At 27.2% G+C, this 22,789-nt stretch carries 19 protein-coding genes and 2 pseudogenes; 2 read left to right on the top strand and 19 right to left on the bottom strand.

Annotation, left to right across the window (positions count from 1 at the left end; genetic code table 11):
* Positions 1–6: 6 nt before the first annotated feature.
* The 8 genes and pseudogenes from upp to SPJ33_RS10265 form a co-directional block, all read right to left on the bottom strand.
* Entirely contained in the window at positions 7–636 is a 630-nt protein-coding gene (gene upp, locus SPJ33_RS10300; protein ID WP_321117876.1) for a uracil phosphoribosyltransferase, read from the bottom strand.
* A gap of 19 nt (positions 637–655) precedes the next feature.
* The gene (rpiB, locus tag SPJ33_RS10295; RefSeq protein WP_321117875.1) at positions 656–1,105 is read right to left on the bottom strand and encodes a ribose 5-phosphate isomerase B; all 450 of its coding nucleotides are present in this window, start codon (positions 1,103–1,105) and stop codon (positions 656–658) included.
* Between the two features lie 72 nt (positions 1,106–1,177).
* Positions 1,178–1,630: a low molecular weight protein arginine phosphatase gene (locus SPJ33_RS10290; protein WP_321117873.1), complete on the bottom strand. Its 453-nt coding sequence runs from the start codon at positions 1,628–1,630 to the stop codon at positions 1,178–1,180.
* A 17-nt stretch (positions 1,631–1,647) separates the two neighbouring features.
* The gene (locus SPJ33_RS10285; protein ID WP_321117872.1) at positions 1,648–2,691 is read right to left on the bottom strand and encodes an L-threonylcarbamoyladenylate synthase; all 1,044 of its coding nucleotides are present in this window, start codon (positions 2,689–2,691) and stop codon (positions 1,648–1,650) included.
* 16 nt (positions 2,692–2,707) lie between these two features.
* Complete coding sequence (locus SPJ33_RS10280; protein ID WP_321117871.1) at positions 2,708–3,295, bottom strand: hypothetical protein; 588 nt, start codon at positions 3,293–3,295, stop codon at positions 2,708–2,710.
* 64 nt (positions 3,296–3,359) lie between these two features.
* Positions 3,360–4,442, bottom strand: coding sequence for a peptide chain release factor 1 (gene prfA / locus SPJ33_RS10275; protein ID WP_321117870.1), 1,083 nt, complete (start codon positions 4,440–4,442; stop codon positions 3,360–3,362).
* Positions 4,443–4,491: 49 nt separating this feature from the next.
* A pseudogene (prmC, locus tag SPJ33_RS10270) lies at positions 4,492–6,264 on the bottom strand (peptide chain release factor N(5)-glutamine methyltransferase).
* A 12-nt stretch (positions 6,265–6,276) separates the two neighbouring features.
* On the bottom strand, positions 6,277–6,864 hold the full coding sequence (locus tag SPJ33_RS10265; protein WP_321117869.1) for a thymidine kinase: 588 nt from the start codon (positions 6,862–6,864) through the stop codon (positions 6,277–6,279).
* A gap of 176 nt (positions 6,865–7,040) precedes the next feature.
* Here SPJ33_RS10265 and rpmE point away from each other — a divergent pair, with 176 nt between their 5' ends.
* On the top strand, positions 7,041–7,247 hold the full coding sequence (gene rpmE, locus SPJ33_RS10260) for a 50S ribosomal protein L31 (protein ID WP_321117868.1): 207 nt from the start codon (positions 7,041–7,043) through the stop codon (positions 7,245–7,247).
* Positions 7,248–7,367: 120 nt separating this feature from the next.
* Positions 7,368–8,489, top strand: coding sequence for an MGDG synthase family glycosyltransferase (locus tag SPJ33_RS10255; RefSeq protein ID WP_321117867.1), 1,122 nt, complete (start codon positions 7,368–7,370; stop codon positions 8,487–8,489).
* 22 nt (positions 8,490–8,511) lie between these two features.
* Here the strand turns inward: SPJ33_RS10255 and rho are convergent, their stop codons facing one another.
* The 11 genes and pseudogenes from rho to SPJ33_RS10200 form a co-directional block, all read right to left on the bottom strand.
* Positions 8,512–9,942 carry a transcription termination factor Rho gene (gene rho, locus SPJ33_RS10250; protein ID WP_321117866.1) on the bottom strand — a complete coding sequence of 477 codons (1,431 nt, stop codon included), beginning with the start codon at positions 9,940–9,942 and terminating at the stop codon, positions 8,512–8,514.
* 258 nt (positions 9,943–10,200) lie between these two features.
* Complete coding sequence (locus SPJ33_RS10245) at positions 10,201–11,808, bottom strand: CTP synthase (RefSeq protein ID WP_321117865.1); 1,608 nt, start codon at positions 11,806–11,808, stop codon at positions 10,201–10,203.
* Between the two features lie 350 nt (positions 11,809–12,158).
* Positions 12,159–12,572 carry a DUF1934 domain-containing protein gene (locus tag SPJ33_RS10240; RefSeq protein WP_321117864.1) on the bottom strand — a complete coding sequence of 138 codons (414 nt, stop codon included), beginning with the start codon at positions 12,570–12,572 and terminating at the stop codon, positions 12,159–12,161.
* 425 nt (positions 12,573–12,997) lie between these two features.
* Positions 12,998–13,642 (bottom strand): annotated as a pseudogene (gene spoIIR, locus SPJ33_RS10235) (stage II sporulation protein R); the annotation flags it as partial.
* A gap of 71 nt (positions 13,643–13,713) precedes the next feature.
* On the bottom strand, positions 13,714–14,556 hold the full coding sequence (gene ispE, locus SPJ33_RS10230; protein WP_321117863.1) for a 4-(cytidine 5'-diphospho)-2-C-methyl-D-erythritol kinase: 843 nt from the start codon (positions 14,554–14,556) through the stop codon (positions 13,714–13,716).
* A gap of 151 nt (positions 14,557–14,707) precedes the next feature.
* Positions 14,708–17,314: a cyanophycin synthetase gene (cphA, locus tag SPJ33_RS10225; RefSeq protein ID WP_321117862.1), complete on the bottom strand. Its 2,607-nt coding sequence runs from the start codon at positions 17,312–17,314 to the stop codon at positions 14,708–14,710.
* On the bottom strand, positions 17,286–18,131 hold the full coding sequence (locus tag SPJ33_RS10220) for a cyanophycinase (RefSeq protein WP_321117861.1): 846 nt from the start codon (positions 18,129–18,131) through the stop codon (positions 17,286–17,288). Before SPJ33_RS10220 ends, cphA begins: the two co-directional genes overlap by 29 nt.
* A gap of 124 nt (positions 18,132–18,255) precedes the next feature.
* A complete protein-coding gene (locus SPJ33_RS10215) occupies positions 18,256–19,818 on the bottom strand; it encodes a DUF3794 and LysM peptidoglycan-binding domain-containing protein (protein WP_321117860.1) in 1,563 nt (520 codons plus the stop codon).
* Positions 19,819–20,188: 370 nt separating this feature from the next.
* Complete coding sequence (locus SPJ33_RS10210; protein ID WP_321117859.1) at positions 20,189–20,425, bottom strand: Veg family protein; 237 nt, start codon at positions 20,423–20,425, stop codon at positions 20,189–20,191.
* Between the two features lie 269 nt (positions 20,426–20,694).
* Positions 20,695–21,582, bottom strand: coding sequence for a sporulation peptidase YabG (gene yabG / locus SPJ33_RS10205; protein WP_321117858.1), 888 nt, complete (start codon positions 21,580–21,582; stop codon positions 20,695–20,697).
* 100 nt (positions 21,583–21,682) lie between these two features.
* Positions 21,683–22,684 (bottom strand): CotS family spore coat protein, encoded by a 1,002-nt coding sequence (locus SPJ33_RS10200; RefSeq protein ID WP_321117857.1) that lies wholly within the window; start codon positions 22,682–22,684, stop codon positions 21,683–21,685.
* Between the last annotated feature and the right edge of the window lie 105 nt (positions 22,685–22,789).

The following is a 22,789-nucleotide window of genomic DNA, read 5'->3' as shown; positions in this document are numbered from 1 at the left end:
TTAAAACTACTTAGTTCCAAATAGTCTATCTCCAGCATCTCCAAGACCTGGTACTATATATCCATCTTCATTTAATTTTTCATCTATTGCAGCAACAAATATATCAACATCTGGATGTGCTTCTTTTATTGCTTTTATTCCTTCTGGTGATGAAATTAAGCACATTAATTTTATATATTTTGCACCTCTATTTTTAAGCATAGTTATTGCATCTATTGCTGATCCACCAGTTGCAAGCATTGGGTCTACAACTATTATATCTCTTTCTGCTATATCTTGAGGTAGCTTACAGAAATACTCAACTGGTTGTAATGTTTCCTCATCTCTATATAATCCAATATGTCCAACTTTAGCTGCTGGTATTAATTTTAAAATACCATCTACCATTCCAAGACCTGCTCTTAATATTGGTACTATAGCTAATTTTTTTCCTGCTAAAACTCTACATTTTGTTTTGCATACAGGTGTTTCTATTTCAACATTTTCAGTTGGAAGATTTCTTGTAACTTCATATGCCATTAGCATTGAAACTTCTGAAACTAATTCTCTAAAATCTTTTGAACCTGTTTCTTTGCTTCTTATAAATGCTAATTTGTGTAATATTAATGGATGATTGATTTCTGTAACTTTACTCATTTTTAATTCCTCCAATATGTTATTTATTATACTTTTTCTCTATAAGAGATATTTTGTCTATTCTCTTTTGATGTCTTTCACCTTGAAATTCTGAAGTTAAGAATGTTTTAACTATATCTATTGCAAGACCTGGTCCTACAACTCTTTCTCCTAAAGCAAGGATGTTAGCATCATTGTGTTCTCTAGTTGCATGAGCACTGAAAGTATCAGAACATAAAGCAGCTCTAACACCTGGTATTTTATTTGCTGAAATACTTATTCCTATTCCTGTTCCACAAACTAATATACCAAAATCAAATTCCTTTGATACAACTGCTTCTGCAACTTTTTCTGCAAAATCAGGATAATCACATGATTCAGTACTATAAGTACCAAAATCCTTTATTTCATATCCATTTTCTTTTAAAAATGAAATGATTTCATTTTTTAATTTATAACCACCATGGTCTGACCCTAATGCGATTTTCATTATTACACCTCCAATTATTCTCATATGTATTTAAATTTATAAAAAAAGAAAGCGTAGCATGTAATAAAATAATTACACACTTCCATCTTTCTTTAATTTACTTATTACAAGAGGAATTATCTCCTCTAATTCTTTATACATTTTTTCATAAACAGAAATTGTACCGCCGTACGGATCAATTATTTCACCCGCAACGCCAGCATACTCACATATTGAAAATATCTTGCTCTTATAATTTGGATAATTATTTTTTATAAAATCTCTACCGTAATTCGTCATTGTTAAAATAACATCAGCAAATTTAACCATATTATCATTTAACTGTATAGCCTCTCTACTTGCAATATCTATATCTAATTCTTTTTTTATTAATTGTGCTGAATTTTCAGTAATTACACTTCCAGGAACAATAGTAATACCAGCTGATTTTGCTGATAAATGCGTATTGTAATTTAGTTTGTTAAATATCTGCTCTGCAATTGGACTTCTACATGTATTTGACGTACATACAAATAGCACTTTCATAAAAAACCTCCAAGTTATTATACATTTATAATATCATGACCTGCTGCCTTACTTAATCTATTCATTATAGCAACACCTAAACCATCTTCATTGAAAGCTTCTGCAAGTATTATATCTACATTTAAATCATTAAAACCTCTTAAAGCTTCAAAAAGATTTGATGCAATTTCTTCTAAATTGTTCTCTTCTCCGATGATGATTTTTTCTCCCTTAGGATATTTAGAACTATTTTCTTTAGTTACAAGTAGTCCTACTTTTTTCCCATTATCTATATAATTTTGCACCATTTCATTAATTTTTTCAATAGTTTTTTTTCTATTTCCTTTTATAATTTTAAGTTTTGCATTAGGTGCATAATGTCTATACTTCATTCCTGGTGCTTTAGGCTTAAACTCTTCTGAATTATTAAGCAATCCCTTATCAATAACTATGTTTTCATCTACTTCTCTTAACATTTCTAAAGTTATTCCACCTGGTCTTAAAACCATCGGAGGATAAACAGTACAATCTATTATAGTAGATTCTAATCCAACTTCACTTTTTTGTCCACCAATTATATAATCTACTCTTCCAGAAAGATCTTCTATACATCTTTCTATATCAGTTGGACTTGGTCTTCCACTTATATTAGCAGATGGCGCAGCAATAGGTACTCCTGACTCTTCAATAAGCTTTAAAGCAACTTCATTTGATGGCATTCTAATACCTATAGTATTTAGATTTGCACTTGTTTCCATTGGTATTATATCTTTTTTCTCCAATATTAACGTCATTGGACCTGGCCAAAATTTATCCATTAACTTAATTGCAATATCAGGAATATTTTTTACATATTTACTTATATCTTTTGATGCAACATGTACAATTAATGGATTATCTTGTGGTCTTCCTTTTGCTATAAAAATTTTTTTAACACATTCTTCATCTAAGGCATTTGCTCCTAATCCATACACAGTTTCAGTTGGAAATGCAACTATGCCTCCATCTTTTATGACTTGTGCTGCTTCTTTTATATATTTTAAATCATCAATTCCATCTAAAGTAGCAATCCTTGTTTTCAAAATTGATTCCTTCTTTCTAACTCAAAGTTTCTCCACGTGCAATCTTTATATTTTGAATACACTCTTCTGTATAATCTGCTTTAACACAATATTTAAATATTTCATCTAAAAAAAGATATTTTCTAAGTCCACCTTTTCTAACTATTTGAAAATAATATTTTTCATCTGGCTCAAGTTTTCTTAGCTTTTTATATAGCTTTGCAACTTCAGGATATCTTTTTAAGAAACCTTTTGATATAGGTCTCATTCTCTTATTTCTTAACTTTGTATTACTAACTAATATTATTTTCATATAGTCTTCTATACCATCAGTATGCACTATAAGTATAGTATCGCACAATATAGTATTAGTTTGACTAAATAATCCACTTTTAAACTTCAATCTATTATTTTTATACATATAATCAATTTTTGTATAATCTCTCTTTTTCAAAACAGCAAGTATTATTAAAAGCTCTAAAACCAATACATATATTATATAAAATCTTGTTATTATTCCTGTTAACCATAATGTAGTTGGTAAAAAAATGGCTAATATGATCATATATATATAAAATCTTTTTATTGATTTTTTTTCTTTTTTTAATGCTTTAAAAATATCCATACTTTGCCCCTTCATATATTGTAAAAGCCTTACATTGTCAATGCAAGGCTTTTTATTTTTAACATTACTTTTCTGTATTTCCCATTTGTTTCATTTTTTCAGCTTGATCAGCAGTTATAAGTGCATTTATAACTTCGTCTATATCTCCATTTAAGAACGCTTCAAGTTTATAAAGAGTTAAACCAATTCTATGGTCTGTAACTCTACCTTGTGGATAGTTGTAAGTTCTGATTCTCTCACTTCTATCCCCTGTACCTACTTGCGATTTTCTATCTTCAGCAATTCCAGCTGCTCTTTCAGCTTCTGCTTTTTCATATAATCTCGCTCTTAAAACTTTCATAGCCTTTTCTTTATTTTTAAGCTGTGATTTTTCGTCTTGGCATGATATTACTATACCTGTAGGTATGTGTGTAAGTCTTACAGCTGAGTCAGTTGTATTAACACATTGTCCCCCATTACCTGATGCTCTAAATACATCAAACTTAATATCTTTTTCATTGATTTCTATTTCTACATCATCAACTTCTGGTAATACCGCAACAGTTGCTGTTGAAGTATGTATTCTACCACTTGATTCTGTATCTGGAACTCTTTGTACTCTATGAACTCCACTTTCATATTTAAGCTTTGAATATGCACCATTACCTTTAATCATGAATACAACTTCTTTAAGTCCACCTATTCCAGTTTCATTAGTACTCATAAGTTCAACAGTCCATCTATTATTTTCTGCATATCTTGTATACATTCTGAAAAGATTAGCTGCAAATAATGCTGCTTCATCTCCACCAGCACCTGCTCTTATTTCTACAAATACGTTCTTATCATCATTTGGATCTTTAGGTAATAATAAGATTTGTATGTGTTGTTCTAATTCTTCTTCTCTTTTCTTAAGTTCATTAATTTCTTCTTGAAGCATTTCCTTCATTTCTTTATCAGATTCAATTTCAAGCATTTCTTTGTTATCTTGTAAATCTTCTATAACTTTTTTATATTCTTTATAAGCTCCAACTATTACTTCTAAGTCGGCGTGCTCTTTACATAATTTTCTCCATTCATTTTGGTTTGCCATAATTGAAGGATCACTAATCTTTACTGATAATTCATCATACTTGTTTTCTATGAATGCTAATTTATCTAATAACATTTTATCACTCCGTACTATATAATTTCATATTTAAATATTATATCATATCTTATAATCCTTTTTCAATAATCGTAAGATATCCTATAACAACTCTATCATGACCTGCTAAATCTTTTATAACTCTCACATCTTTAAAGCTATTTTTTTCCATAAGAGTTTTTACATCTTCCCCTTGATCATGTCCAATCTCAAAAGCTAATATTCCATTTTCTTTTAATACAAGTTTACTTTCATCAACTATTCTTCTATAGAAAATTAAACCATCTTCTCCTCCACTTAAAGCAGTATGTGGTTCATATACCCTAACATCATCCATTAAGTTATTTATCTCTTCTTCTCTTATATATGGAGGATTAGATACAATGATATCATATTTTTTCCCTTCATCTATAATAGCTTTTAATAAATCACTTTCAATAAATCTCATTCGATTTTCTAAATTGTGTTTTCTAATATTTTTTATTGTAATTTCTTTTGGTTTTTCAAAATAATCTATAGAATCTACATTGATGTTTTTTCTATAGTATGCTAACGATATACCAATAGCTCCACTTCCAGAGCATAAATCACATACATCTAATTTTTCATCATCACTTATATGCTTTAATACTTCTTCAACTAATATTTCGGTATCTCCCCTAGGGATTAATACACCTTCTTCAACATAAAAATCTAAACCCATAAATTCACAAGTACCTAAAATATATTTTATAGGCATTTTTAATTTTCTTTTTTCTATAAGCTCTAGATATCTTTTTTGGTTATCTTCACTTATTTTTTCTTCTCCATGAATTAAGATATAAAGTCTATCTTTTCCTATTATATATCCTAATAATAATGTAGCATCTAATCTAGCATTTTCTTTATCTACTTCTAATAATATTTTTGTTCCTTTATCTAAAAGTTCTAATATTGTCATTTATTCCTCCAATAATCCTTCAGCTGCTTTTAAAGATTTAATTGCAACTTCTATTTGAGAATCATCAGGTTCTCTTGTTGTAATCCATTGTAATTTTAATCCAGGCATTGAAATAAGCCTTGCCAATCTATTATCAGATTTTCCAAGCCACTTTATGATTTCATATGTTATTCCTGAAACAACTGGTATTAATACTATTCTAATTAATAGTCTTTCTATAAAACTTCCCCATCCAGTAAGAGCAAATATTACTATACTTACAAACATTATAAGAAATAAGAAATTTGTTCCACATCTTGGATGAAATCTTGAATATCTTCTTACATTTTCAACAGTTAATAGATCTCCAGCTTCATAACAAAAAATTGTTTTATGTTCAGCTCCATGATATTGAAATAATCTATACATATCATCTAACTTACTAATCCCAAGCATATACCCTAATAAAATACATATCTTAATAACTGCTTCTATCAAATTAAGACCTATACTAGATATGTTAAATCTTGAGAAAAATGATGCAACTCCTGTTGGTATTGCAATAAATAAAAATACTGAAAGTATAAATGAAATAAACATAGTAAAAGTAATAATTAAATTGTTACTTTTGTCTCCAAATTTACTCTCTAGCCACTTTTCAAAAGATGAAGGCTCTTCCTCATCAAAAAATGATGCTGAATAATTCAAAGACTTTATCCCCTGTACTAAAGAATCTATAAGTACAAATATCCCTCTTATAAATGGGATCTTTAATATTTTATGTTTTTGAGTAATAGGCTTAGTTTTCTTAACTTCAACAGCTATAGTACCATCTTCTTTTCTTACAGCTGTTGCCATACCTTTGCTTCCTCGCATCATTACCCCTTCAATTACGGCCTGACCTCCAACATCACGTCTCTTCAATAAACTCCCTCCTTATATTTGTTTTTTATATTTAAAATAACACTCCCCACATAAGGATTCATAATGAACATCATCTATATTATCTATAGCTACTTGTTGACCTTCAAAAACAAATTTATCATTTATTTTTCTTGCATTCATTATAGCTTTATTTCCACATTTACATATAGTTTTCATTTCTTCTATACTATGTGCAAGTAATAATAATCTTTCGCTACCTTCAAAACCTTGCATCTTAAAATCAGTTCTTAATCCATAACATATTATAGGAATATCTAAAGTTACTGCAACTTCAAATAATTGATCTATTTGTTCCTTTTTCATAAATTGAACTTCATCTACTAGAATGCAATGTAATTTCCCATACTCTTTAATATTATTTTTAACTATATCACAAATATTTTCGTTACTTTCAACTACAATATCAACTTCTCTAACTACTCCTAGTCTAGATACAAGTTTAGTTCCACCTTTTTTATCTGTTGAAGGTTTCATTAATAAAACTCTCATTCCTCTTTCTTCATAATTGTGAGCAACTTGCATTAAATGTGTTGATTTTCCTGAATTCATGGCCCCATATCTAAAATATAATTTACTCAAAATTTTTCTCTCCTTTTGCGTTTTGATTAATAATGATTATAGCATTTATAATTCTCTATAAAAAGTTTTTTTTAATCTTATCTTTTGTTGACTGAACTTATATTACTATGATATACTCTAGTAGTTATTTATTGTACATTAGTGCAATAAAACTAAAATATAAAGAGGTGAAAAACATGAGAGAAGGCATACATCCAGAATACCATCACGATGCAGTGGTTAAGTGTGCATGTGGAAATACTTTTACAACTGGTTCAGTTAAAGAAGAACTTAAAGTAGAAATATGCTCTAAATGCCACCCATTCTTCACTGGTAAACAAAAAATCGTTGATGTTGGTGGAAGAGTTGATAAATTCAACAAGAGATTCAACCTTAATAAGTAAGAAATTTAGGGAAAGACTTAACGTCTTTCCCATTTTCTTTTTACTAAATATTCATTTTATTTATATTAAAATAATGTTAGACTATATCTGTATAAAAATTAAATGAAGCGAGTGAAATTAATGAAAAAAGTGATTATATTAACCACTTCTACTGGACAAGGTCATAATCAAGCTGCTAAATCTCTTACTGATTTGCTTCAAAAAAACAACTATAAATGTATTAAATATGACTTCTTAAGTAATAGTAGTAGATTTTTAACGAACATTATAATAAATGGATATACAGTATCTGCAATGAGTTTTCCAAGTATTTACGGACTTATTTATAGATTAACAAATAATAGATTTACAAACATATTAATTAATATACCATTTTTATTTATAAGAAAAAGACTTTACAATCTAATAAAATCTGAAAAACCTGATTTAATAATATCAACTCATCCACTTGGTGTTGGTATAGTAAATAAATTAAAGGAAGAAGGATTAGACATACCTTTTATATCAGTTGTTACAGATTTTAAAGCTCATTATTCTTATATTAGTAAAAATGTAGATATTTACATAACAGGTAGCGATTATACCAAGAAATCATTAATAGATAAGAATATAGAAGGAAATAGGATTTACCCTCTAGGTATTCCTATAAAAGAATCTTTTTTTGATAGAGATGAAAACATTCCTTATATAAAAAATAAAGAATATTTCAATATCTTGCTTATGAGTGGAAGTATGGGGTTAAAAAATATTTCTTATGTTCTTGATGAACTATTAGAAAATCAACATAAGCTTAGAATTACAGTTGTTTGTGGTAATAATATCTCATTAAAAAATAACTTAATGGATCATTGTAATAAAAATTATAAAAATAAAAAGCTACACATATTAGGATTTTCTAACGATATAGCCTCATTTATGGAATATTCAGATGTTATAATTTCAAAACCAGGTGGACTTACAGTTACTGAGTCAATTGCAAAAAATCTACCTTTAATAATACCATTTGCAATACCTGGTCAAGAAAAGGAAAATACTGAATTTTTAACTAAAGAAGGTTATGCACTATCAACTAATAATATAAAAGAAATAAATCCACTTATAAATTCTTTAATTAAAGATAGTTCAATTTTAGAAAATATGAAACATAAATTAGAAGATTTATCAAATACTTATTCTCAAACTTCAATAGTTGATATAGTAAATGATTTGACTTATAAAAAAAATAATACAAAAGTTAAATAACTTTTGTATTATTTTTTTACTTTTAAATATTAGCTTTTTCAAACACCTTTATAAACTCTTCATTATTTTTAGTTTTACTTAGCATTTTGATAAGATTTTCAGTTACATTTTCTACATTTCCGTCTGTATACATAATCTTTCTGATTGCAAATGCAACTTCTTTTTCTTCTTCAGTTAATAATAGATCTTCTTTTCTTGTTCCTGATTTATAAATATCTATGGCAGGGAATATTCTTCTTTCTTGAAGCTTTCTATCTAAATGAACTTCCATATTTCCTGTTCCTTTAAATTCTTCAAATATCATGTCATCCATTCTTGAACCAGTATCTACAAGAGCTGTTGCAAGAATTGTTAAACTTCCACCTTCTTCAATATTTCTTGCAGCGCCAAAGAACTTTTTAGGCATTATTAATGCTCCAGGATCTAATCCCCCTGTTAATGTTCTTCCTGTTGGAGTTATTGTTAAATTATATGCTCTTGAAAGTCTTGTCAAGCTATCTAAAAGTATTACAACATCTTGACCTTGCTCAACTCTTCTTTTACCATGTTCTAATACCATTTTAGATACCTTTTCATGATTTTGAGGCTCTTCATCAAAAGTTGAATAAATAACTTCCCCATCTATTGATCTTTGCATATCTGTAACTTCTTCTGGTCTTTCATCTATAAGTAGAACTATAAGCTTAACCTCTGGACAATTTTTTGATATATTTTGAGCTAATTTTTTTAGAAGAGTTGTCTTACCTGCCTTTGGTGGCGCAACAATCATCCCTCTTTGTCCCTTACCTATCGGACATATTATATCCATTAATCTTGTTGAAAGATCATTTTCATCTTTTCTTTCAAGTTTTATTCTTTCTTTTGGATAAATTGGTGTTAGTTTTTCAAATCTTGTTCTTCCTATAGCTTTATCCGGACTTTCATCATTTACTTTTTCTAGATATATTAAAGCTTTAAATTTTTCTCCTTCTTTAGGTTCTCTAACCTTTCCTTCTAATTTATCTCCAGTTAATAAATTAAATCTTCTAATTTGAGCAGGAGATACATATACATCTTCATTACTACTTAAACAATTTTTTCCTCTTAAAAAACCAAAACTATTATTTTCCTGAATTTCTAAAATACCTGATACCGTTACACTTTGATCTAAATCATTTTGATTATAATTTTTTCTTTCTGCAGAATTATGTTGTTTTTCCCCTTGAATATTGTTTCTATCATTTTGAGACTGTACTCTTCCCATACTTTGATAATTATTTGTATTATTTCTCACCTTAGGTGCTATTTTTTCTTTTAATATAACACCATCTTTTTCTATAGAATTTACTTTATTTTCTATTATTTCATCTATTAATTCACTCTTTTTATATTTTGATATATTTTTTATATTTAATTCCTTAGCAATTTCTTTTAAACTTGCTAACGTCATACCTTCGTAAACTTCTCTTGTCAAAATGACACCTCCATATTCAGTTAAATATTTATATAAAAACTTAAATCTATTCTTAGGGAATTTTTAAGGTAAGCTATTAGACATTCTGACTTTATTTTTATTATCCTTCAATAACTCTATGTTTGCAATATATTTAAAGTATTTGTTTATAATTAATTTAAAAGATTCATCTTATAATAATTATATTAATAATCTTATCCAAAAACAAAATAAGGTATTCTAAAATTCTTAGAATACCTTATCTTTATCATAACTTTTTTATTTTTCATTTAAAGCAGCTTCTATAAAATCAATAAATAATGGATGTGGTCTATTTGGTCTTGATTTTAATTCTGGATGGAATTGAGCTGCAACAAACCATGGGTGATCTTTTATTTCAACTATCTCTACTAATCTTCCATCTGGGCTTGTTCCTGAGATTGTCATTCCGCTTTCAGTAATTTCTTTTCTAAATTCATTATTGAATTCATATCTATGTCTATGTCTTTCATATACAACTTCATCTTTGTATGCTTCATATGCCTTTGTTTCTTCGTCTAATTTACATGGATATAATCCAAGTCTCATTGTTCCACCCATGTCTTCTATATCCTTTTGTTCTGGCATAATATCTATAACTGGATATTTTGTATTTTGATTTAATTCTGAACTATGTGCACCTTCAAGTCCTACAACATTTCTTGCAAATTCAATAACTGCACATTGCATTCCAAGACAAATTCCAAGGAAAGGTACTTTATTTTCTCTAGCCCATCTTATAGCTTCTATCTTACCTTCTACTCCTCTATCTCCAAATCCACCTGGAACTAAAACTCCGCTTACTCCAGATAAAACTTCATTTACATCTTGGCTTTCTAGTTCTTCTGAATTTACCCATTTAATATTTACATTTGCATTGTTTGCAAGTCCTCCGTGACTTAAAGCTTCTACTACTGATATATATGCATCATGTAATTCAACATATTTTCCAACTAGAGCTATTGTAACTTCATTTTGTAGATTTTTTATCTTTTCAACCATCTCTATCCATTCTGAATTATCTATATCTTTACATCCAAGATTTAATTTTTCACAAACTAAATTATCTAAACCTTCTTTATGTAACATTAAAGGCACTTCATAAAGGTGTTCAGCATCTAAATTTTGTATAACAGATTTTCCTTCTATATTACAGAATAATCCTATTTTATTTTTAATATCTTCTGATAATTCTTTTTCTGATCTACATACTATTATATCTGGTTGTATTCCTATACTTCTTAATTCTTTAACTGAGTGTTGAGTTGGTTTAGTTTTAAGTTCTCCTGCCTTTCCAAGGTATGGAACTAAAGTAACGTGTATAAAGCAAACATTTTCTGAACCTACTTCTGATCTTACTTGTCTTATTGCTTCTAAGAAAGGTTGTGATTCTATATCTCCAACTGTTCCGCCAATTTCTGTTATCACAACATCTACGTCTCTTTCTTTTGATACTCTATAAACTTTTTCTTTTATTGCATTAGTTATATGAGGTATTACTTGAACTGTTCCGCCTAAATATTCTCCTCTTCTTTCTTTTGATATAACTGACCAATATATTCTACCTGTAGTTACATTACTATTTTGAGTTAAGTTTTCATCAATGAATCTTTCATAGTGTCCTAAATCTAAATCTGTTTCCGCTCCATCATCAGTTACAAATACTTCACCATGTTGATATGGACTCATTGTACCTGGATCCACATTTAGATATGGATCAAATTTTTGTATTGATACTTTTACTCCTCTATTTTTTAATAATCTACCAAGTGATGCTGCTGTAATTCCTTTTCCTAATGCTGAAACTACTCCACCTGTTACAAATACATATTTTGTCCTCTTGTTCATCTCAGTTCCTCCTAATAAAAAAGTTCTTGACATTTATTTTTTTTAAGTTATAATAGATATTACCCCGTAAATTTTATTTATGGGGTATTTGCGCTAAAAAAATTTATTCAAATAACATAGGCAATATGTTATCACATTTAATTTTGAATATCTAGTCATATTTTTTTTACAATTTATTTATATTTTTTGTTTTTCTTTTTATTTTATCTTTTTTTCAAATAATAATTCTTAAAATTATTATTTTCTAAACAAATTCCCATATTTTTTATATATTTAATTTCAAAATTTATTTCAAATACACAAAAAATACCCCATTAAACCAAAATAATATTGATCTAATGAGGTAAATTTTATGCTTTTATATTTAACTTTAATTTTGTTTTAATCGGTGGTTGTCCTGCTACTTGCATTTCATAATCTATTTCAACATCTCCACCATCTTCTGTTATATCTATATCTAATTTCTTAGTTTGAATTGTTAATTCTAACATTCCATAAGGTGTATTATATAAACTAATTGTTGGTTTACCTTTTTCAAAGTGCATCTTTGTTGATGTAGTTCCTTCTCTTTCAAGAATTATATATTCATCACCAATTCTAAGCTTTGTATCTGTTCCACTCATTCCAGATATTTCAGTTTCTTTATACATTGCAACTATTTCATCATTTTCTTTTTTTAAACTACCAGGAGTAACTACTTCTATAAGTTCATCATTTTCCATAGTTGCATTACTAACTATTTTAATAACTGCTTTTTTTTGCAAATCATTCTGCTCCCTTCTTCGTTTTACATCATGTGTCTATATATCATTTTACTTATTATAGCTACACATTTTTATAGTCTTATAATTTTATAATAATTATAGTTTATGATTCTTTATTCATTTTATCAAGTTAAATTTTATTGTAATTATTTAAATAAACCTTTTATTAATTCTACGCTTTTAAGTTTAACATTATAATTATCTTCTTGAATAGTTGTATCATCTTCTATTTTTTTATCATCATTTTCTAAATCATTAACTTCTAAGTCCATACCAGATATATCATTAGATATTTCATCTTTATCTACTGTAATATTTTCTTTATCATCTTTATCTACTTTAATGCTATTTTTATCTATTGTAATATTATCCTTATCATCTTCTATATCTATTTCTTTTACAGATTCATTATCAACTATAGTTTGATTAATTTTTTCATCAATATTATTTTCTAAAACCTTGTCATTATCTTGCTTATTGTCCTCTTCATTATCATCTTGTTTATTTTTGTTATTAACAACTTCATTCATTTGTCTTTCTGTTTCATTATATGCAACTTCTCCCTTAGTTACATCTACAAAACATAATGGAGGAAACATTACACACCACCAATTTTGACCTGATGATTTTCCTATTAAAATTCTATAAGCTTCATATTCTCCTTGCGGTAAAACTATATTACCATATATTTTTTCAGGGAAGTTTTCTCTTGAAAGCTCACTTTCAACACTATATTTATACCCATTTTCCTCTATAACCTTTTTAGCTATTTTTTTAACTTCTTCATCATTTTCTTTAAGAATTTTTCTTGATTCTTCTATGCTAGATGATTGATCTAATAATGGAGAAAGAAATTTTATTACTTCATCTCTTACTTTTAGCTTTAATTGTTGATCCTTATCACTATCACTATTTGCAATTACATGAAATCTAATTATTTCATCTTGAACACTATCATAATCATATGTTATTTCACTATTTGTATTGATGCTATTCATTTCACTGCTTGTACACCCTAAGAATACCATTAAACCTATAACTAATGTAAATAAATAAAATACTTTCTTCATAATAAAAACCCCCTTAACTATTAATGAGTATTACCAGTTAAGAGAGTTTTATACAAATATTTTATTATTTTTTATATAGTTCTTGTTATATAAGTATCCTTATATTTCTTTTTCATTACATCATAACACTTTTGTGCTTTAACCATATCATCAAAGAATGCAAACACAGTTGGTCCGCTTCCACTCATCATACTTCCAATTGATCCATTTTCAATCATAGCTTGCTTAATTGAAATTATTTCTTTGTACTTTAGAAGAGTAACATTTTCAAGTAAATTTTTCATATTCTTTGCTACATAATCTAAATTATCTTTTTCTATATTTTTAATAAGTCCTTCTACATCAGGGTGAAACACAACTTTTGATAAATCAAAATCTTGATAAACAGCTTTTGTTGAAACACCAAAAGGAGGTTTTACTAAAACTAATATTTTATCCTTAAAAGGCTTTATTTTAGTTATCTTTTCTCCTATTCCTTCACAAAGCGCTGTGCCTCCAACTATACAATAAGGAACATCAGCACCAAGCTTTACACCTAGATCCATTAACTCTTGATCTGTAAGATTAGTTTTAAATATACTATTCATAAGTTTTAAGACTGCTGCACAATCTGTACTTCCACCAGCTAAACCAGCTGAAACTGGTATATTTTTTTTGATAGTTATACTTACTCCTGAATTAATATTAAATTTATCTATAAATAATTTTGCTGCTTTATAAGCTAAATTTCTTTCATCAGTAGGAACATATGGTTTATTACAATTGATTTTTATTCCTTTATCTATTTTTTCTACTATTATCTCATCATATAAATCTATAGCTTGCATTATCATTTTTAATAAATGATATCCATCTTCTCTTTTCCCTATAACATCTAATGCTATATTAACCTTAGCATATGCCTTTGTTTTCATTACACATATCCCTTCTCTCCGTTAATGTTATCTCATATTTTATCATAGCTAATTCTCTCTGTCTATTTATGTAATATAAAACAATAGACACATAATATTTTAATAACCTTATAAATTAAGGTTATTAAAATATTACATGCCCATTTAAAAATTATAAACTAGCTATTCTTTCATCAGTATTATGATTTTTATAATTTTCAATAACATTTATCAAAGGTTCTAATTCCTCAAAAAATACGATTATAATATCACCCTTTGAGCTAACTTTTATAGCCTCTTCAAAAGCTTTGCACTCTTCTAATAAAACTTTGCATTTTTCTTTATTTTTTATTCCAGATTTTATTAAATCTGCAATTTCTCCAGCTTCTCTTCCTCTTTTATCTATGTCCTCTTTTATTATTATAAAATCTAAATATTCTTCGCTTATTTTCCCTATATCAATAGCCATGCTATCGCTTCTATCTCCTGGTATACCAATAACACCAATTAAATTATTATGCTCTATATTGTTTAATGCTTGAAATATAGCTCTATACCCTTCTAAATTATGACCATAATCTAATACAATAGTTCTTCCATCAACTTCATATATATTAAATCTTCCTGCATTATGCCTATTATCTAATTTAAATTTATTAAAACCTCGTGCTATCATGCAATAATCTATACCAAGTCCAACTAATGCTGCACATGCTGCTAATGAATTTTCTATATTAAATAATAATTTCCCATTTAAAGTTAGTGGTATATCATCAATTTTAAGTACATTATATTTTTTATTATTGTTAATCACACATAACATATCTCCATCTATAAAGACTGCTTTTTTTCCTTCTTGTATATTTTTTTGAATTAAAGGATTATCTTTATCTTTAGAGAAATATATAATTTCACCTTTAGCCCTATCTATTAATTTTCTGCTCCAATTATCATCTGCATTTATTACTGAATATCCGTTTGGTTTTACAGCTTCAATTATTAGTGATTTTACAAAACTCAAGTCTTCCATTGTACATACTTCATCTAGACCTAAGTGATCTTCTGTAATATTAGTAATAACTCCAACATCAGCTAAATCATAAGCTAATCCTTTTTTAATCATTCCGCCTCTAGCTGTTTCAAATACTGCAACATCTATATCCTTATTTAATAGTACAGCTTTTGCACTATCATATCCTGTATCATCTCCTATATCTATACATTCATCTCCTATATAAATTCCTTCAGTAGATGTCATACCTACAGTATTTCCCATAAGTTTTAATACATATGATATTAATCTAGTAGTTGTAGTCTTTCCATTAGTTCCAGTAATAGAAATTACAGGTATATTTTTAGGTTTTCCATTATATAAGTGGTTTAATATAGCCTTTCCAACATCTACAGATTGCCCACTTGATGGATAATGATGCATTCTTATTCCTGGTGCAGCATTTACCTCCATTATTACTCCATTATCTTTTATAGATTCTCTTATGCTTGGAGCTGTTATATCAATACCACATATATCTAAACCTATAATTTTTGCAGCTCTTATACAAAATTGCTTATTTTCTTCACATATCTCATTTGTGCAATCTATAGCAATTCCACCAGTAGAAAGATTTGCATTTCTTCTTAAAATAACTTCTTCATTAACTTTAGGAATACTATTTATTTTATATCCTGACTCTAGAAGAAGTTCTTCCATATCATTATCAATCTTAATTTTAGTTAAAGGCTTTTCATGATTATCACCTCTTAAAGGATTATTATTTAAATCATCTATAAGTTCTTTTATACTTTTTTTGCCATCACCTAAAACTTTTGGAGGAACTCTTAGTGAAACTGCTACTACTTCATTATTTATTACACATACTCTATAATCATTTCCACTAACGTACTTTTCAACTATTATATCTTCGTATTTTTTTGATAATTTATTATATATATTTATAAGTTCTTTCTCATCTTTAATATTTAAAAATACACCTTTTCCTTGATTTCCGCATTGTGGTTTTAATACGACAGGATATCCAATACTTTGAGCTGTTTTAAGCAAATCTATAACATTGTGTATTTTCTCTCCATCAGCTACTGGAATACTTTGACTTCTAAGAAGTGTTTTTGTAAGCATTTTATCACATGCTATATCAACGCTAACACATGTTGTATTTGAGCCTATAGTTGCTTCAATAATACGCCCTTGTTTTCCATATCCTATTTGATAATAACCCGAATTATCTATTTGAAAAACAGGCAAGCCTACTTTTTCGGCTGCTTGTTTTATAGCATCTGTACTTGGACCTATTACTTCTTTATTTAAAATATCTTTTATAATTTCTAACCTTTCTTTGAAATTAAATTCTTTTTTATTTATTAAAGAATTTATTAAATTTACAGCTAATTTTCCAACTTCAATCGCGGTATCTTCATACATAAATTCATAAATTATATAATAATGTTCTCCTTCACATACTCTTGCTTTTCCATAAGAAACATCTAAACCTAGAATATTTTGTATTGCAATTATAATATGCTCACAAATATGTGATAAATAAGTCCCTTCATTTAACCTTATGACAAAGCCACCTTCAACATCTATACCACATCTATGTTCTTTTAAAATAGGTAAAAGTTCTAAAAGCTTATCATTAAAACCCTCTATTTTATTGCTTGGTGTTTCAGAATATCCTTCTAAATCTAAGTCCATTCTTATACACTTTCTATGTGAATATATATTCCTCCCTTTAAATATCCTTATCCCTTTTATCTTCATCTCTAACTACTTCCTCCTCAAAAGGTATCTTATTTATTAAATCAAATCTATTTCCTTTAATTAGTACATGTAATTTAACATTAAATATACTTAAAGTTTTATTTCTATATTGCTCTGATATATTTGTATGATTTATTAAACTTCCATCAATTATGTATACAGCTCCATTTCCAATAACCTTAATAATCTTTCTTTCATCAACAACTATAGCTGTATCTTCATCTATTCCTATTCCTAAATATCCTGGATTTTCAGCTATAGCTGTTAATAACCTGCCTATTCTTCCTCTTTGACTAAAATGTTGATCAATAACAACATTTTCTATAAGCCCTAGCCCAGGACACATATTTATACTATATTTTTTAGGAGATTCTTCACTTTCTCCTTCTAAAATCATAGTCCCACTCATAACTGATGCACCCGCTGATGTTCCAACTATTATTTTTCCATTATGCATCCCATCCATAAGTGCTTTATTTAATGGAGTTCCTCCGATAAGACTAGTTATTTTTAGTTGATCTCCACCTGTGAAAAATATTAATTTAGAATCTTTTATAAGCTCTACATTCTCTTCAAGATAAGATTCTGATCTATCATCTATATTTAAAAATTCTATATTTTTTACTCCTATTTCTCTAAAAACTCTATTATAGATATCTTCCATTTCTTCTTGTATTTCAGATGCTATTGTAGCTACCAAAAGTAAGTCTTCATCTTTATTTATTAAGTTACATATTTCATTTAAAATTTCTTTTCTTCCATTTTTATCTTCTGCTCCACCTATAACAACTAAATCATAGTTTAATTTAGATTCCATATAATCACCTCAAATCATGCGTTTAATATTATTTCCTATAAACAAAATATTTATTCAGTAATCTTTGAAATAAAAAAAGATCCTACTAAAATATTAGTAAGATCTCTTTATTTTTTATATTAAGTTAAACAATTGCTCTTCCAGGTATTAATATTTTTTCTCCAGCCATTAAGAAATTAGGATCCTCTATTTCATTTATCCTAACAATTTCATCTACTGTTGTACTATATTTTTTAGCAAGGTTCCATAAAGTATCCCCCTCACTAATTATATATATAGTTATACTAGCATTTTTTTGTATTTCTTCTTCGCTACCTTCTAGCACATCTTTTACAAACTCTTTTCTAACTTCATATAAAACCTTAGCACACATATTTAAGTTAGCTTTTATAGCAATTGTATTAGCTTCTATAGCCACTTCCATACTTTCTATACTAGCTTTAACTAAAGCTTTCATATTCTCATTAACACCATTTGCTTCAATACCAACATTAAATGGAATATCACCAGATACCTTTTCTAGATATTTCTCTTCATCGTTTGTTTTATATACAACTTCACAGCTTATATATCCTCCAACTATAACTCTATCATCTATTAATGATTTTTCAGTAATTACTGGCTTACCAGAAAAAGTTATTATTTTCTCTGGCATCATATCTCCTTCATTCATATAAATATTATCTTTTACTATTGTTTCATTATTGTAGATACCTTTAACCATACCCATTTCATATTCATCTTTTAAAACTTCTATACCAAACTTTGGTGAATATGCATCAATCACTATATCTACATTTTTATTTGAAAATACTTTTACATTACATTCAACCGTAACTTCTGTATTAATAATTCTAGCTTCTCCTAAATCATCTTCTTCAACAACAACATCCTTATTTTTTATATTATAATCAGCTGTTATCATCATATCAGGAGTTACACCACTTACTTCAACTTCTTTTGATAGATATATATTATCTTCTAAATAATATATATCCTTACTTTCATTGCTTAAGTATAATATTGAAAGCGTACAATAACATCCACAATAAACCTTATCTTCACCAACTTTTATCTCTTTTTTATGAAGATTTAATTTAGACTTTAATATTTTAGATATTTGTGGCTTATCCATACTAACTCTTATAACTGATTTCCCAGCTATATCTATATTTTTATTAGCATTTGTATTATTTATAACTTCATTTTTCTTAAGAATTTCTACTCCATCTACTCCTTCAATATCTTTTATAAGTTCTACTTCTTTTTCATTATATAATTCCCAATTAAAAACAAGCATTCCATCAATAGATACTTTTCTCTCATTGATTATTTTCCCTTCAATATGTTCTACTCTACATTCAACTTCGCATAATACTCTATGTTCATCCTCTTCTAAATTTAAACTACTATTAAATTTTTGAGAATAATTTACTGATGAAACTACTGTGTTTTCTTCCTTTGCTAAATATAATAAATTATAATCAACCGTTCCTTCTATTATAACTTTATCTGCTAATATTTCTTTAGAAGAAATATTAGGTTTTGCTTCTATCATTAAAACTTTTTCTACATCTGGATGAGTATCAGGTATAAGATATTCTTCATTTAACATATTTGTTGTATCACATTCTCTTAAAAGTTGCTCAAATTGTATATTTTCTTTTATCACATCTATCTTTGACATTTTGTTAATCCCTCCTAATAAACTACTTACTACTATTTATATAAAAATATTCAAAATGTATGACTAATGTGAAATTAAAAAGAAACATTTTTTACAATCTATTATTAATTTTTTTACCATATTATCCATATTAAAGAACTTTTTTTCGTGAAATATATATTTTTTTAGACAAATTTAAAATTTATTTTATATTTTTGTTGACAAATATATTTTTTTGTCGTAATATAGTTATTGGTTATTGACCATATAACCTCTCATAAATTCTCAATACCCTTTTATACCATAGTTGAAAGATGGAAACCCACCATCTTTCTTTTTTTTATATTTTTTTAAATAGAAAAAAACTTCGAAAAATTCGAAGTTTTGTTTTCTATCCTGGAAAATATAATTGTACTGTTTGAGTTAATACATCTGAATAACTATATGTCACGGTTCTTTGGGCGTCATTGTCTAATCTTATTACAAATATGCTAGGGTAAGCGCTTTCTAAGACTCCATCATTAACCAGAATCTTTTTTCTTCCTCCATTAGCTTTTAATGTTACTTTTTCTCCAAGGTGTCCTTCAATATTTTTTTTAATTGAAGCAATTGTCCTATTAGTTTTCATAAAAACACCCTCTTTCTATTTTAATTATACCATTTTCTAGAAATTAAGTCAAATAAAATTTTAATTTTATCACTTAATAATTAAAATGTCAATATATTTCTACGATTTTATTATATTTTTATTATTTGTAAATGTAATCATGTTTATACATCTAACATAAAATTAACTTATTTTTACTAAATTTATAAAATATAAAGGAAAAATTATAATATAATTGAATATTAATATTTCTCCTTTATATAAATTAATTATATATTCTATAGTACTAATTATAGGATATATGATGATTTAGGATATCCTTCTCTATATTTGCCCCTAGTTTGCAAACCTCCAACCCCTTTTATGCCAGTAATTGTATTATCAATGACTTCCTTAATTGATACAACTTCATTAATCTTAGCATAGGCAATCTTTTCACATACAAATACAGGATCTAAACAATGAATAAGAACCCTGCTTGGAGAAGACGCAAAATTTGCTCCTGCATCTAATAAACTCTCATAACAACTTTGGCATGCACCTGCAAAAATTACTAATTCATCATAACTTGAGTTATAATCCCTGAGCGCTTTTACTGCATCTCTATAAAATATAGAGTTTCTATAATTATTAAGATTTAAATAATCTTCAGTTGATCTTAAAACACCATCATGCCCAGTTAAAACTACTATATCAGGCTTAATTTGTTTTACTAAATCAACTATTTTTTTAGGTTGTTCTTCTTCTGCTAATGCTACACCTACCGCATCAAGTGAGAGTTGTTTATATACTTTAAGACAAGTATCCATATATTCTTTATCTCCATCAACATGAAGTATCTTGCCAGGCCTACCAAAAAATAATTCTTCACTTTCATTGTTGTAAACCTTACTAATTTTATTATTAGGCTTTGTTATACCTTTTCTGTTATATATATCTCTAGATGAAATAGCAGTTTTTATGGCTTTATTAACTCTGCTATTTAATATTTTATCTTTTTCACCTGAATAATCTTCCGAAACTTTTTCTAAGTCTCCATCTTCAGCATCAGCTAAAATTCTTATATTTAATCCTTTTAATATAAATGTTACCTTTCCATCTATTTCTTTTATATCAATTATCTTAAAAGAAATATCTTTACCATATGATTTTCTAACTACAATATCTCCTACAACCATATAAATCACCTAAAAATAATATTATTCTATTTTATTGTATGTAGAAAATATTGTTTATGATTTAAATAAAATAAAACTCCATTTAAGATGGAGTTTTATTTTATTTAATATTGTATTCTTTTTTAAATTTTTCTAAGAATGCTAAATAATTTTCTCTTTCATCTATTATTCCTTGAAGTCTTTTAGCAAAAGTATTTTGTCCCCAATTAACTTCATTATAATAATATCTATTTGCTAATCTCCAATATCTTTGTGGGAATTGTAAATAAGCTAATAAAACCTTATATTCATCTTCTCTTATAGGAGATACACTATCATATGCTTCAATTATAGCTTTTGCATATTCAAAATCCCATTCAACTCTTTTTAGTACCTTTATCATGAAATTAGATATATCAAAAGCTCTTATTTCTCTCTTGCAATAATCAAAATCTATAATATTAACATCATCATTCTCATCAATTATAATATTATGATAAGTAAAATCATGATGACAGAAACTCTTATCATTTTCTGCTATTTCACAAAGTCCAAGATAATTAGAATTTTGTAATGTATTAAAAGCTTCTTTTCCCATTTCTTTATAAAATTCCATTGACTTAATATATATTAAATCAAAGTCGCTCTTATTGCTCTTTTTTCTAACCATATCTCTCATTTTATCTAATGATTTTACTCTTTTTTGCATAAGATTAAGCCATCTTCCAAGATCACTTTTTAATTTTGAATTTTCAGGTGGATCGTATCCTTTTGAAGCTTCATGTAATTTTGCTAAAGTCTCAGCAGCTAGTTTTACTTCTGAAATTTTATGAAAATCACACTCTCTTCCTTTTAACCATATTGATAATGTATATAAATCTTCATTTACTAATGCATATGGTTCACCTTCTATGTTTAAAAAATATTTATCTACTTTATCAAAACCATTATTTATTAAATGCTCTTTAGCACCATATACAAATAACAGTTTTTGTGGTCCATAATTTATCTTTTTTAAGCAACGTTCCCCTTTATTAGTCTTTAAATAATATACGCCCTTATTTGCCTTTAAAGTTTCAATTTCGATGTTAAATTGCCTTTCAATTTCAAATTCTCTCATCATTTTAATCACCCCCTAATATTTATATGTATCACATACTTGTTTTATTAACATTTTTTAAGGCAAATAGATATAATAATATTAAAAGTACTTTGAAAGGATTAAATC

It is taken from the genome of Clostridium sp. (genome assembly GCF_034179595.1).
GTDB lineage: Bacteria > Bacillota > Clostridia > Clostridiales > Clostridiaceae > Clostridium.
The sequence above is the reverse complement of the archived record's forward strand: the minus strand, read 5'-3'. Positions and strand labels throughout refer to the sequence as shown.

What these genes read in the sequence shown, in the direction of transcription:
- upp (WP_321117876.1), bottom strand. Translation starts at nt 636, where the DNA reads ATGAGTAAAGTTACAGAAATCAATCATCCATTAATATTACACAAATTA.
- yabG (WP_321117858.1), bottom strand. Translation starts at nt 21,582, where the DNA reads ATGGTTGTAGGAGATATTGTAGTTAGAAAATCATATGGTAAAGATATT.
- SPJ33_RS10210 (WP_321117859.1), bottom strand. Translation starts at nt 20,425, where the DNA reads ATGAAAACTAATAGGACAATTGCTTCAATTAAAAAAAATATTGAAGGA.
- SPJ33_RS10220 (WP_321117861.1), bottom strand. Translation starts at nt 18,131, where the DNA reads ATGGAATCTAAATTAAACTATGATTTAGTTGTTATAGGTGGAGCAGAA.
- SPJ33_RS10255 (WP_321117867.1), top strand. Translation starts at nt 7,368, where the DNA reads ATGAAAAAAGTGATTATATTAACCACTTCTACTGGACAAGGTCATAAT.
- SPJ33_RS10215 (WP_321117860.1), bottom strand. Translation starts at nt 19,818, where the DNA reads ATGTCAAAGATAGATGTGATAAAAGAAAATATACAATTTGAGCAACTT.
- SPJ33_RS10245 (WP_321117865.1), bottom strand. Translation starts at nt 11,808, where the DNA reads ATGAACAAGAGGACAAAATATGTATTTGTAACAGGTGGAGTAGTTTCA.
- ispE (WP_321117863.1), bottom strand. Translation starts at nt 14,556, where the DNA reads ATGAAAACAAAGGCATATGCTAAGGTTAATATAGCATTAGATGTTATA.
- SPJ33_RS10280 (WP_321117871.1), bottom strand. Translation starts at nt 3,295, where the DNA reads ATGGATATTTTTAAAGCATTAAAAAAAGAAAAAAAATCAATAAAAAGA.
- cphA (WP_321117862.1), bottom strand. Translation starts at nt 17,314, where the DNA reads ATGAAGATAAAAGGGATAAGGATATTTAAAGGGAGGAATATATATTCA.
- prfA (WP_321117870.1), bottom strand. Translation starts at nt 4,442, where the DNA reads ATGTTATTAGATAAATTAGCATTCATAGAAAACAAGTATGATGAATTA.
- rpiB (WP_321117875.1), bottom strand. Translation starts at nt 1,105, where the DNA reads ATGAAAATCGCATTAGGGTCAGACCATGGTGGTTATAAATTAAAAAAT.
- SPJ33_RS10290 (WP_321117873.1), bottom strand. Translation starts at nt 1,630, where the DNA reads ATGAAAGTGCTATTTGTATGTACGTCAAATACATGTAGAAGTCCAATT.
- rpmE (WP_321117868.1), top strand. Translation starts at nt 7,041, where the DNA reads ATGAGAGAAGGCATACATCCAGAATACCATCACGATGCAGTGGTTAAG.
- SPJ33_RS10200 (WP_321117857.1), bottom strand. Translation starts at nt 22,684, where the DNA reads ATGATGAGAGAATTTGAAATTGAAAGGCAATTTAACATCGAAATTGAA.